This is a genomic window from Pseudomonas sp. SWI36 (assembly GCF_002948105.1).
GTDB lineage: Bacteria > Pseudomonadota > Gammaproteobacteria > Pseudomonadales > Pseudomonadaceae > Aquipseudomonas > Aquipseudomonas alloputida.
This window is the reverse complement of the sequence record NZ_CP026675.1, coordinates 3,327,501-3,340,414: the sequence shown is the minus strand read 5'-3', so window position 1 is coordinate 3,340,414 and position 12,914 is coordinate 3,327,501. Positions and strand designations below refer to the sequence as shown.

The following is a 12,914-nucleotide window of genomic DNA, read 5'->3' as shown; positions in this document are numbered from 1 at the left end:
GATCCTGTGGGGGCTTGCCCGCGAACACCGGCGAAGCCGGTGCCAGATACCGCCTTGCCTGCTTCGCGGGCACGCCCGCTCCCACAGGGGATATGTGACCGATGGGCCTGCACATTTCCAAGGACAAGCACAGATCCTGTGGGAGCGGGCTTGCCCGCGAACACCGGCGAAGCCGGTGCCAGGCACCGCGTTGCCCGCACCTACAGGGACTATGTGACAGCCCGAGCGGCAACGATCAGTAGGACGCTACCACGATGGACACCCGACGGTTCTCGGTACGCCCGGCGCTGGTGCGGTTGTCCGCTACCGGCTGGCTGCTGCCCAGGCCGCGGCTCTGAATGTTCTGCGCCTGCATGCCAATCCCCACCAACGCCTTGGTCACACTTTGCGCGCGGCGCTCGGACAGCTGCTGGTTATACGCCGCCTTGCCCGACGAGTCGGCATGCCCGTCCACCCGCACGCCCTGGATACCCACGCCCAGCAGCGCCTTGCCGATGCGCTCGACAATCGCCTGGCTCTGGCCGTTGAGGCTGTCCAGATCGCTGCCGAACAGCACTTTGCCAGACAAGTCGTAGGCCCAACCTTCATCGGTCGGGGTGAAACCTTCGCGCTTGAGCACGGCAATCTGTTCTGGGGTAAGGCCTTTCGGGGGAGCGCTCTGGCAACCCGTCAGCGCCAGCATGACGAGCAACAAGGCCCAAAGCGGAAAACGTAAAGCTTGCATCACGGGTTCAACTCCTGTTCCTGATTTCGTTGGCGGACCGTTCCGTCTGCGCCAGTTGCCAATGGCCACGGCGTTCGCGCTTGGCCTGGTACATTGCCGCATCGGCGGCATTCAGAAGACTGGCGGGGTCAGCGCCGTCATCCGGGTAATAGGCAATACCGACACTCAGCGAGGTGGAAACACTGCGGCCACTGTCCAGTTGCACCGGCAGCCTCATGCTGGCAACGATCTTCTCGGCAATGTGTTCGGCATCCTTGCGCGTATGCAAAGGCGTCAACAACACGGCAAACTCGTCGCCCCCCAGGCGCGCCACCAGGTCTTGCTCGCGCAACTGGGCGCGCACACGTTCGGCCACGCTGATCAACACCTCGTCACCCACGGCGTGGCCGAGGGTGTCGTTGATCTGCTTGAAGTGGTCGCTGTCGAGGAACAGCACTGCCAGGTGGTCCTGCTGGCGCGCCGCATTTCGCACGCTGCGGCTCAGGCGCCCTTCAAAGAAGGCGCGGTTGGGCAAGCCGGTCAGGCTGTCGTGGCTGGCCTGATGGGCCAGGGTCTGGTTTTCGCTCTGCAGGTGGCTATGCCACACCTCCAGTTCATCCAGCAGGGCATTGAAGTCGTTACCCAGCTCGTTCAGCTCGGCAATCGGCGCTTCTGGCACGCGCCGGTCGAAGCTGCGCTCGCGGCGGGCGGCATGGGCGACACTGGCCAGGCCACGCAGCGGGCGGGTGATATCGTTGAGCAGGCGCCGCGACAGATACTGGGCAGCCAGGGCGCTGAGGACCGTGCAGAACAGGATTCCGGCCAAGCCACTGAGCAGGAACAGCAACAGGCTCCTGCCCTGGCCTGCCAGTTCGATATGCCCGACCTGCTGTTGCTGGTGCACGATCGGCAGAATGACCGGCTCATCCAGCAAGGTGCTGGCAACCTGCACCTCCAGCTGCGCGAGCATGCCGGTATTGTCGCGTTGCCAGTGCGCCAGTTGCTCGCCCTCGTTGTTGAAGACCTTGGCCTCGGCCACTTCTTCGGTACTGGCAATCAACGCCAGCGACTCATTGGCAGCGGCGCTGTCATCGAACACCACCGCCGCCTCTACCGTGTAATTGATCGAGCGGGCGATCAACTGCAGGTTATGGTTGGCATAGACACGCAGGGCGAGCACGCCCAGCAGGGTGAGGGAGATACCCGCCAGGCCAACGGCAAGCAAGGCGACGCTGAGGTGGCCACGGCCCAGCACCGAGCGCAGGGTCGGGCGCACGGTACGCTTGCGGGTCGGCTTCATGGCTGCTCCGCCCGGCGCCGCGACAATTGCAGCACGCTGGGGTGAATACGCACGCCAGAGCGTGCCACCGAGTCGAGATTGACTTCAAAGGCCACCTGCTGGTCGCTGACCCGCAGGCAGAACAGGCTGCCGACCGTGCAGGGGTCATCCGCCTCGCTGATGCTCAGCACCGGGTGGCCGCCGATACGCTGGAACAGCCGATCGCGCTGGCCCTGGTCAAGCTTGCCAATGTAGAGGGCATCGCAGGCCTGGGCGACCTGGGTGTCTTCTGCCAGCAGGCGCCGCACCCGCAGCGGCCGGCCGGACTCCTGGACATGGCCCTTGATGAGATCGTCGGCGTACTCGGTCGGGCCGACCAGGCACAGGCGTAAAGGAGAAGGTTCGACGGGCCAGCGGGCGTAACTGAAGATACCCAGTACTACCTGGGTGACTGCCTTGGCGCGTTGCTGTGCCTGGGCGGAGGTTGTGCCGGGGTCTGCCCGGGCAGCGCCTGCAGAAAGGAACAGGACGGCCAGCAATAGCGAAAGCGCACAGCTTGTCACTCGCCTTGCGGCCACGTTCATGTGGGAAATCCCTTGAAGCCCCTTCCGATATCGGCGCAACGATAGCACATGGCCGCTTTATTGTAGGAGCGTGCGGCCACGTGTAATGGGTTTCATGGCCCTAGACCTGCTCGAGCATCAACCCGGAAATACGCCGTACTTTGCGCGCCACCGCTTCTTCGAAAATGCCTTGGCGTGGCTCGACCAGGCTGAAGCAGTGCTTGGCCCGAGTGATGCCGGTGTACACCAATTCCTTGGTCAGCACCGGGTTGAGCGCCTCCGGCAGCACCAGGGCAGTGTGGCTGAACTCCGAGCCCTGGGACTTGTGCACGGTCATGGCGAATACCGTTTCCACTTCGTTGAGCCGGCTCGGCAGAACGAACCGCACACCACCACTGCCGTCGTTGCGCGGGAAGGCCACGCGCAGCAGCGGCTGGCCATGCTCATCCGGCAGGCGCAGGGCAATACCGATGTCACCGTTCATCAGGCCAAGGCCGTAGTCGTTGCGGGTCACCAGCACCGGGCGTCCTTCGTACCAGGGCTGCTGGCTGTCGATCAGACCGGCATTGTGCAGCACTCGCGCCACCCGCTCGTTGAGGCCTTCGACACCCCAGGCGCCCCGGCGCACCGCGCACAGCAACTGGAAATCCTCGAAACTGCGCAACACCTTGCCCGCCCATTGCTCCCAGGCGGGGTCGTCAAAGGCGGTATCAAGTGCCGGCCGGTAACGGCCAAGGGTGCGCAGGTAGCTGCGGTAGCCTTGCGGTCCATCGGTACCGCGGTTCAGGCCGTCGAGTAACAGGCGGTCGAACGCACGATCCTGTTCGTGCTTGAGCGAAAGGCTGTGCACGTCGGCAGGCGGCGCGGCCAGCAGGTTGCGCGCCGCGTGAGCGTCCTGACGATTGACCAGTCTGGCCAGCTGGCCAATTCCGCTGCCTTCACCGAAACGCCGTGAAAAACGCAGCATCACCACCTGCTGGGCCAGCGGGTGACGCTGCTCATCGCCGGCCTTGAGGCCACTGCCGGCCAGCGACTCGCCACTGACCTGCTGAAGCCACGCTGCAGTCGCCGGCGAGTAAAAGCCCTCCTCAGCATCCCGGCACAGGTCACCCAGCACCGCGCCGGCCTCGACCGAGGCCAACTGGTCCTTGTCGCCCAGCAGCACCAGACGCGCCCGCGGCGGCAAGGCATCGAGCAGGTTGGCCATCATTTCCAGGTCGATCATCGACGCTTCGTCGACCACCAGCACGTCCAACGGCAACGGGTTGCCAGCATGATGGCGGAAGTGCCGCGAGCCCGGGCGGCTACCGAGCAGGCGATGCACGGTGCTGACTTCAGTGGGGATTTGCCCGCGTACTGCGGCGCTGACTTGCAGGCGCTCGACTTGCTGGCCAATGGATTCGGTCAGGCGCGCAGCGGCCTTGCCGGTCGGTGCAGCCAGGCGGATGCGCAGTGGCCTGCCCTGCTCCACTGCCGGCGCCTGCAGCAACGCCAGCAGGCGCACCACGGTGGTCGTCTTGCCGGTGCCGGGGCCGCCAGTGATGATGCTGAAACCGGCCCGGGTGGCCAAGGCGCAGGCGAGCTTCTGCCAGTCCACCTGGCCAGCTGGCGCGCCGCCCTCGAACAGTTGCGCCAGACGCTCTGGCAGGTCCGCAGGCGGTGCTTCGGCCTGACTCAGGCGCTGGCGCAGGGCCTGGTCGATGCGCCGCTCGTAACTCCAGTAACGGCGCAGGTAAAGGCGCTCGCCACTGCGTACCAGTGGCCGCGATTGCTGGCCAGGCGTATCACCTGCGGCCACCAGCGGGCTGGCGCTGATGCGCTGAAGCCAGGCATTCAAGTCAAGGTTGGCCAGCAGTTGCGATGGCAGTAGCAAAGGGCCGATAAGGGCGTCACCTTCCGGCGGCAACGACAGGGCGAAATCAGGCTCGGCCAAGGTTTGTTGCAGGTCGAGGCAGACATGTCCGTGCCCCAGTTGGTGGCTGGCCAGCGCCGCTGCCAGCAATAGCAAGGGATCACTGCCGGGGGCGCGCTCTTCCAGGAACGACACGAACGCGCGGTCCAGGGCTCGTAGCCAGCCCCGCTCAACCCAGCGGTCGAGTAATTGCAGCAGGTCAGCGCTGCTGTGCTGTGGTGCCAGCGCCAGCAGGTGCTCGGCGTGCAACGGAGTGGGCAACAGGTCGACAAGGCTTCGGCTCATGGCGCAACTCCGGCAAACAGGTCCTGCTGTACCGGCGCGTGCTCGCCACGGAACAACGCATCGAGGCTTTCGATCAGCTCACGCGGTGGCTTGGCGTGGTACACGCCGTGGCCGCTGCTGCTGGCACCGCGCAGGAAGATGAACAGGGCGCCGCCAACATGGCGGTCATAATCGTAGTCCGCCAGCCGCGCGCGCAACTGGCGGTGCAGGGCCAGCAGGTACAGCACATACTGCAGGTCGTAGCGGTGCTCAAGAATCGCCTTTTCCATGGCCATGGCATCGTAGGCCTGGATGTCCGCACCCAGCCAGTTGGACTTGTAGTCGGTCACGTAGTAACGCCCGTCCAGCTCGAACGCCAGGTCGATGAACCCTTTGAACATGCCGTTGAGCACGGTCGGCTGCGCAGCTGGGCGCGCCAGACCGGGGTGGGTGTGGCGTGCCACCAGGCGATCGAGTTGTTCTGCGTCGACCCGGTGGCTTGCGAACCAGAACTCCATTTCAATCTGGTAATGACGCAGCTGGCCCAGCGTTACGCTCTGGTCGCTGCCCGGCAGCGGCAACGCCTCGCCCAGCAAACGTTGCATCCAGTGGCTCAGGGTGGGGATCCAGCCGGCCCAGTCACGGCGATTGCAGCGCTGGCCAACGGTGCGCTCAATCAGTTGAGGGTTACCGCTGACCTCGCTGAAGCCCTCACGGCCTGCCCACTCCAGCAAACCATGGAGGAAGGTGCCGGGGTTAGGCCCCCGTGGGAAGCGATGGATATCGCCGCTGTCGGCCGGGACCTCGCGCAACACCTGGGCATCGGGCACCTCGTCGTCCAGCAGTTGCTGGGCCTGCGAGCTGTCGGCACCGAGGGTCTGATCGCCGACACGAAGGGCACTGTAGGAAGCGATCCACCAGTGCTCGGCAGCCGCATGGCGTGGCCTGCGTGCTGGCAGCAGCTCACGTTCGGCGTGTGGCGTGCGATACATCTGCTCATCCGCCTGCGGCAGGCCTGGGCAAGTGATGTGCGGGCAACTTGCCGCCAAAGCCTGCAACCAGTCCGCCAGCTGCGCCGAGCCAGCCAAGGCAAGGCCGCCCCCCAGCAGGTAGCCAAACGCCGAGCGGTGCAGCTGCGAGCTCTTCTGATTACCGCGCTTGAGGTCGGCGACACCCAGCCAGCAAGCATGCTGGGCGCGGGTCAGGGCCACGTAGAGCAGGCGCAGGTCTTCGGCCAAGCGCTCGTCGTCAGCACGCTCGATCTGCTCCTGATCGGGTGTGAGAGTGAGGTGGGCGTTACCTTCGCTGTCATGCCAGGCCAGCGGCAGACGGCTACCATCCACCGGTTTGCTGGTGCAGATGAATGGCAGGTAGACCAAGGGATATTCCAGGCCCTTGGACTTGTGGATGGTCACCACCTTGACCAACTGTTCGTCGCTCTCCAGGCGCAGGATCTGCTCTTCACCGGCCTGCCCGGAACTGGCCAGATGCTCGGCCAGGTGGCGGATAAGCGCCTGTTCGCCGTCCAGTTCGCCAGCGGCCTGCTGCAGCAGCTCGGCCAGGTGCAGCAGGTTGGTCAGCACCCGCTCGCCATCACTGCGGCGGATCAGCGTGCGCGGTAGCTGGAAGTCATGCAGCAGGTGGCGCAACATCGGCAACACCCCCTGGCGCTGCCAGGTGTCGCGGTACAGGCGAAAACGCATCACCCAGCTTTCCCAGACCCGCTCGTCCTGGTTAAGCCGGTCCAGCGCAGCCAGCGACAGGCCCAGTGTAAGGCTGGCCAGAGCAGCCTTGAGCAGGCGCTCCGAGTCAGGCTCGGCGCAGGCCTTGAGCCAGGCCAGCAGGTCGTGGGCTTCCTGGGCGGCAAACACCGAGTCCTTGTCGGACAGGTAGACGCTGCGCACCTCGCGTGCGGCCAGTTCGGCGCGGACCATCTGCGCCTCATGGCCATCGCGCACCAGGATGGCAATGTCCGAGGGCAAGCAGGCGCGCAATTCGCCTTCGGCATTCTGGAAGCCCGCCGTGCCCTGCTGGCCGCCATTGAGCAAGGCCACAATATGGCTGGCGCAACTGGCGGCCAGTTGCTGGCGGTAAACGCTGCTGGAGACTGGCTCTTCACTTTCCAGCTGCCAGCATTGCAGGGCTGCACCGACTTCACCGTCAATCAGCAGCTGTTCGCCACGCCCCTTGGCGCGCACTTCGATGAATGGCAGCGGGTTGTCATCAGCCTCGCGGAACAGGAATGCACCCCGCCCCGCTTCACGCGCCTCGGCCTGCAGGAACACCTGATTGACCGCCGCCACCATGGCTTTGCTGGAGCGGTAGTTGGTGTCCAGGCTGTGCAGGCGGCCGCTGGTAGCGCGTCGCGCGGCTAGGTAGGTGTAGATGTCGGCACCCCGAAAGGCGTAGATCGCCTGCTTGGGGTCGCCGATCATGAACAGACCGGTTTCTGCGCGATTTTCGCTGATCTGGTAGATGCGCTCGAAAATGCCGTACTGAACCGGGTCGGTGTCCTGGAATTCGTCGATCAGCGCTACCGGGAACTGCTCACGAATCAGGCTGGCCAGGCGCTCGCCGGCCTCGCTGGCGAGCGCGTGCTGCAAGCGCACGAGCATGTCGTCGAAGCCCATTTCTGCACGCCGGCGCTTCTCCACTTCGAAACGCGCCGATACCCAACTGGCGGCGTGCTCGAGCAGCGGGGCATCCGGGCTGTCCAGTGCCTGCAGTTGCTGCTGCAAGTGCTGCATGGCGTTGAGGGCTGGGTGCTCGGGAGGTTCTCCCTTCCAGGCCTCGGCCATGCCCGCCGGGGTCAGCCGGGTAAAGCCGGTGCCCAAGTCGAGCTCTACCAGTTGCTCATCGCTGGCCCAAGCGCAGAGCTTGTCGAACCAGGGCTCGAAGTAACGGGCTTGCATCTTGCGGCCGTCGACCTGTTTGGCGGCCAGCGCATCGCGGCAGATTTGCCGCAGTTCCTCGGCCCACTGTGCCCACGGCGCCTTGATCCGGGCCAACTGTGCACCCCGTTGCTGCAACGATGCCTGGATCAATGCGGCGGGCTCTGGCCCATTCTGCTGGGCGCGCACACGGCCAAACAATGGGCGAATGCGCGGCAGCAAGGCGTCGGGGCTCCCCCAGTTGCCGCGCACCCAGGCCAGTGCGTCCCCTTGCATCCCATAGCAGAAGCGCCGCCAGTAATCGCGCATGACCTGGCCCAACAACTCGCTGTGGTCGGTTTCCAGGGTCTGGGTGAACAGGCTGCCGCTGTCGAAGGCATGCTCGCGCAGCATGCGCTGGCACCAGCCATGGATGGTCGATACCGCAGCCTCGTCCATCCACTGCACGGCGATTTCCAACCGGCCGGCGCAACGCGGCCAGTTCTCTTGTGGGTAATCGTCACGCAGTTGGTGCAACAGCGGATCGGCCCCTTCCAGTTCGCCACGGAAGAACCGTGCGGCTTCAGCCAGGCGGGCGCGGATACGCTCGCGCAGCTCTTTGGTGGCGGCATCGGTGAAGGTCACCACGAGAATCTGCGGTGGCAGCAGCTCGCGCTCGAAGCCCTGTTCGCCACCGTGACCGAGGATCAGGCGCAGGTACAGCGCCGAAATGGTGAAGGTCTTGCCCGTACCGGCGCTGGCCTCGATCAGCTGGCTACCGTGCAGGGGGAAACTCAGTGCCAGAGGACGGTCCTGGGTCATGCGCCTTTCTCCGGGTTGCCCAAGGTCTGCCAAGGGGCGGTAAACAACGGGCGATACAAGGTTTCGCACCAGCCTTCAAACGTTTCGTCAGCGGTGAGTGCTGCAAAGTCCCGGAACTGGCGGGCCAAGGCAATGCTTTCACTCCGTTCGCCAAAGCTGGTGCGTTCGTCGCCTTCGTAGGCGCGAGCTGCTGCGGCCATGGCTTTATCCGCATCGTCCTGGGCCAACCAGGCGAACGCGGTCTTGGCCGCGACTGGCAACGGCGCGTTCATTGCCGCCTGACGGGCCACCAACAGGTCGCCCAGCAGTTGCGCGGCCTGCGCTTGCGGCAGCGGTGCAAGCAACAGGGTCAGGTCACTGGCTACCAATGCACTGTTATAGGGGTAGCCCGCCGCACAGGCCGCCAGGTGCGTAACCCAGGGCGCGATAAGGCGGTGCCACTTCAGGTTGTTGCGCCCGGCACTGATGGTGTTGGGTACTGTGGTGATGCTGAGAAGGCTCTGATCTTCCGCCTGGAACACCCGGCCCAGCCAGCCCTCAAGTCGGTGCTGACCGTGCTCGAAATGCACTGGCAAAGCGCCCTCGACCAGCTGTGGCCAGCGTTGCAGCAATTGCTGGTGACGTTGCAGCAGGTCCGGCAGCGGTTCGATCAACTCGTTTTGCAGCAGTTCGCCGAAACCGGCTAGCGGCAGCAAACCGCAGGCCTGCAGGCGTCGGGCCTGGGCGCGCAAGGCTTGTTCGGCGTTGTCCGGTTCGGCCAAGGCGGCGCCAAGCAGGCTTTCACTGGCGCCGTAGCGTTGCAGGGTATCGAGGACGAAGGGCTCTTCGTCCGGGGTCGGCGCTTCCAGCGCCTCAAAGTACACCTTCAAGCGCTGGCTGAAGAAGTGGCGTACCGGGTGGCGCAAGAAGTCATTCAGCTGGTGCAGACTCAGGGCTTCAGCGTCCTGATAAGGCGGCAAGCCCGGCTCGCTCTGCGCGTCTGTCTCACCCTGCTGGTGCAGCACCTGCCATTCATGGGCATAGCTGAACAGTGGGCTGCCCTTCTGGAAGTACCGAGGGCTGAACGGCTGCAGCGGGTGCTCCTGGGTCAGTGCGTGCAACAGTTGCTCGCCCGGTTTCGCGGGCTGGCCCTGCTGCGCGTCGGCCAAATGCCAGCCCGCAGCGATGTGATCGCGCAACTGGCCGATCAGCACCGAGGCCGGGCGTTCGCTATTGTCGCGGATACTGCGCCCGACCCAGCTGACATACAGTTGGTCACGTGCTGACAGTAGCGCTTCAAGTAACAGGTAACGGTCGTCTTCGCGGCGTGAGCGGTCGCCGGGGCGATAGTCGCTGGCCATCAGGTCGAAGTCCAGCGGTGGCTGCGCACGCGGGTAATCGCCATCGTTCATGCCCAGCAGGCAGACCACCCTGAAGGGGATCGCGCGCATGGGCATGAGTGTGCAGAAGTTGACCGAGCCGGCGAGGAAACGTTGCGACAGCTTGCCCTGATCGAGGCCCGACAGCCAGGCTTCACGCACCACGGTCAGCGGTAGCGGGTCGTGCAGGCCGACGGTCTCGCACACCTCAAGCCAGCTATCGCGCAGATCCTGCAACTGCATCAACAGGAATTCATCACCCTCGTCCTCGGCGAGGAAGAACACGTGCAGCAAGGCATGCAGTCGTTCGCCCCACTGGCTGACGGTGGCAGGCTCGGACAGGGCCTGGCAGGCGACTTCGAGCGCATCGAGCAACGCGACCAGCGGGCCGATCAGTGCCGCGTCCAGGCCACCGATTTCATCGTAGGGTTCAATGCCATCACAGGCCTCACCCACCCCCACGGCATAACCCAACAGCATGCGGCGCAGGCCGAAACGCCAACTGTTCTGTTCGAGCCCGGCGGGCAAGCCCAGGCTCGCCCGCTGCTCGGCGTCAAGGCCCCAACGGATGCCAGCGCCCTCGATCCAGCGGTGCAGCGTGGGCAGGTCGTTTTCGCGGATGCCGAAGCGGGCGCGGACTGCCGGCACGTCCAGCAGGTCGAGCACTTCGCTGACCGCGAAGCGGCTGTCAGGCAGTTTGAGCAGGTGCTCAAGCGCGATCAGCAAAGGCTCGCGACCACGCTGGCCCTGGTCTGTCAGGGTGAACGGGATGTAGCGCGGGTCGTTGCGCTGCAACTGGCCGAAGACGGCGCGGATATGCGGCGCGTAAGTGTCGATGTCCGGCAGCATGACGATCACGTCGCGCGGGCGCAAAGTCGGGTCGGCGCTGAAGCGGGCCAACAGCTGGTCGTGGAGGATCTCCACTTCACGTTGCGGGCTGTGCGCGATATGGAAGCGGATCGAGCGGTCTTTTGTGGTGTCGACTGCCGGCCACCGTTCGCGGCTCTCGGCGAGCGGGCGCAATTCCAGGATGTCGTCCTGCAGTTCGTTGAGCAGCGTGGTGGGCGAACCGTCGCTGAACAGGTCGATGCGGCCGTCGCTGAACACGCCCTGGTAGCTGCCCGGGTCATCATAGCTGTCGAGCAGGTTGATGTAGTCGCGGCCTTGTTTACCCCAGGCAGCCAGCAATGGGTGGGCATGCTGGTGCAGCGTCTGGTCGTCCAGTTGCAGGGGCATGCCTTGCTTGCGTTGCTGGCGTTTGTACTGGTGGCGCAACAGGTCCTTGTCGGCAACGATATCGGCCCAGTGGTGGCGGCATGGGTTGTGTACGCACAGCAATACCTGACTGAAACGCGACAGGCCTGCCAGTGCTTCCAGGGCCTGGGCCGGCAGCGAAGAGATACCGAACACGATCACCCTCGGTGGCAGCCCGGCAGGCGCCTGCTCCAGGCTGTTGATGCGCTCGATGAAACGTTGGTGTACCCCGGCGCGGCTTTGCGCCATGCCTTGCTCGCCAACATCCTCCAGCAATGCTCGCCACAACTCGGCTTGCCAGCGGTTGCCTGGCGGCAGAACTTTGCACTCGCCGCGGGCCGTGTTGATGACGTGCTCACCAGTGGCCCAGTCCTTGAGCCAATCGGCGCGGTAGACCTGGTACTGGTCGAACAGGTCGGCCAAGCGCTCGGCGAGCTGGTAGCGCTTGCGCAAGTCACTGTCATCGGTGAGGAAGCGCCGCAGTGGCTCGAAATGCGGGCGCTCGATGAGTGCTGGCAACAGGCGCATCAGGCGCCAGGTCAGGGGTGCCTTGTCGAGCAGAGACACTTCGGGGATTTCGCTACGGCCAAGCACGCTGCGGTAGAGCTGCCACATAAAGCTACCGGGCAGTTGTACATCGATTGCAGCAGCGATGCCGCAGCCGCCCAGGTCATCGTCTAGCGGATCTTCAGCCAGGGCCAACTTGAGCCATTGGGCAATGCCATTGCTTTGAACCAGGGCAATTTCGTTTTCCAGAGGCGCCAGCGGGTAGCGACGCATCCAGCTCACTACCAGGCTACGCAGGTCGTCGAGGCGGTTGCCGTGGACGATCATGAAGCCAGGGTGGAGATGGGCGGTGTTGAGCATCGGAAGATCTCTGGAGGCACTGATGGCTGAGAGGGGAACGATATCACGCGTACAGGAAACGGCCGAATGCCATCAGGCCACGGGAGCGGGCGTGTCCGCTCCCGCAGTGATTCGCGCAGGTCGAGTTTTTTTGCCCACAAAGACAAAACCCCTACCTGCATGTGCAGATAGGGGTTTTGCGAAATGAATCTTGACGATGACCTACTCTCACATGGGGAAACCCCACACTACCATCGGCGATGCATCGTTTCACTACTGAGTTCGGGATGGGATCAGGTGGTTCCAATGCTCTATGGTCGTCAAGAAATTCTGTTGCCAGAATGTCCAGATGGACAGCCCAGCGAATTCGGATATGCGATATTTGCAAAGCTCTTGTGTAAAGCACGAATTTTCGGGTCTTTCGTCTTCACCACCACAATCTGCGTAGCAGATTGCTTGGGTGTTATATGGTCAAGCCTCACGGGCAATTAGTATTGGTTAGCTCAACGCCTCACAGCGCTTACACACCCAACCTATCAACGTCGTAGTCTTCGACGGCCCTTTAGGGGATTCAAGATCCCAGTGAGATCTCATCTTGAGGCAAGTTTCCCGCTTAGATGCTTTCAGCGGTTATCTCTTCCGAACATAGCTACCCGGCAATGCCACTGGCGTGACAACCGGAACACCAGAGGTTCGTCCACTCCGGTCCTCTCGTACTAGGAGCAGCCCCTCTCAAATCTCAAACGTCCACGGCAGATAGGGACCGAACTGTCTCACGACGTTCTAAACCCAGCTCGCGTACCACTTTAAATGGCGAACAGCCATACCCTTGGGACCGGCTTCAGCCCCAGGATGTGATGAGCCGACATCGAGGTGCCAAACACCGCCGTCGATATGAACTCTTGGGCGGTATCAGCCTGTTATCCCCGGAGTACCTTTTATCCGTTGAGCGATGGCCCTTCCATACAGAACCACCGGATCACTAAGACCTACTTTCGTACCTGCTCGACGTGTTTGTCTCGCAGTCAAGCGCGCTTTTGCCT

6 protein-coding genes and 2 rRNA genes (1 of these 8 only partly in view) are annotated in these 12,914 nt (G+C 63.8%); all 8 read right to left on the bottom strand.

The genetic code is table 11. From position 1 onward, the window contains the following. Positions 1-235: 235 nt before the first annotated feature. The gene (locus C4Q27_RS15940; protein WP_104887052.1) at positions 236-727 is read right to left on the bottom strand and encodes an OmpA family protein; all 492 of its coding nucleotides are present in this window, start codon (positions 725-727) and stop codon (positions 236-238) included. 4 nt (positions 728-731) lie between these two features. Then, positions 732-2,003, bottom strand: coding sequence for a diguanylate cyclase domain-containing protein (locus tag C4Q27_RS15935; protein WP_104887051.1), 1,272 nt, complete (start codon positions 2,001-2,003; stop codon positions 732-734). Then, a complete protein-coding gene (locus C4Q27_RS15930) occupies positions 2,000-2,566 on the bottom strand; it encodes a YfiR family protein (RefSeq protein ID WP_104887050.1) in 567 nt (188 codons plus the stop codon). Before C4Q27_RS15930 ends, C4Q27_RS15935 begins: the two co-directional genes overlap by 4 nt. A 100-nt stretch (positions 2,567-2,666) precedes the next feature. Then, entirely contained in the window at positions 2,667-4,742 is a 2,076-nt protein-coding gene (recD, locus tag C4Q27_RS15925; RefSeq protein WP_104887049.1) for an exodeoxyribonuclease V subunit alpha, read from the bottom strand. Further along, complete coding sequence (recB, locus tag C4Q27_RS15920) at positions 4,739-8,413, bottom strand: exodeoxyribonuclease V subunit beta (RefSeq protein ID WP_104887048.1); 3,675 nt, start codon at positions 8,411-8,413, stop codon at positions 4,739-4,741. Before recB ends, recD begins: the two co-directional genes overlap by 4 nt. After that, positions 8,410-11,892, bottom strand: a complete 3,483-nt coding sequence (gene recC, locus C4Q27_RS15915) for an exodeoxyribonuclease V subunit gamma (protein WP_064491014.1) — start codon at positions 11,890-11,892, stop codon at positions 8,410-8,412. Before recC ends, recB begins: the two co-directional genes overlap by 4 nt. Positions 11,893-12,080: 188 nt before the next feature. Then, positions 12,081-12,196, bottom strand: a 5S ribosomal RNA gene (rrf, locus tag C4Q27_RS15910). Between the two features lie 142 nt (positions 12,197-12,338). Further along, positions 12,339-12,914, bottom strand: a 23S ribosomal RNA gene (locus C4Q27_RS15905) (it continues 2,317 nt past the right edge of the window).

Bases quoted from the DNA above. Each gene is read 5' to 3' on its own strand.
- recB (WP_104887048.1), bottom strand. From the start codon at position 8,413: ATGACCCAGGACCGTCCTCTGGCACTGAGTTTCCCCCTGCACGGTAGC.
- C4Q27_RS15930 (WP_104887050.1), bottom strand. From the start codon at position 2,566: ATGAACGTGGCCGCAAGGCGAGTGACAAGCTGTGCGCTTTCGCTATTG.
- recD (WP_104887049.1), bottom strand. From the start codon at position 4,742: ATGAGCCGAAGCCTTGTCGACCTGTTGCCCACTCCGTTGCACGCCGAG.
- recC (WP_064491014.1), bottom strand. From the start codon at position 11,892: ATGCTCAACACCGCCCATCTCCACCCTGGCTTCATGATCGTCCACGGC.
- C4Q27_RS15935 (WP_104887051.1), bottom strand. From the start codon at position 2,003: ATGAAGCCGACCCGCAAGCGTACCGTGCGCCCGACCCTGCGCTCGGTG.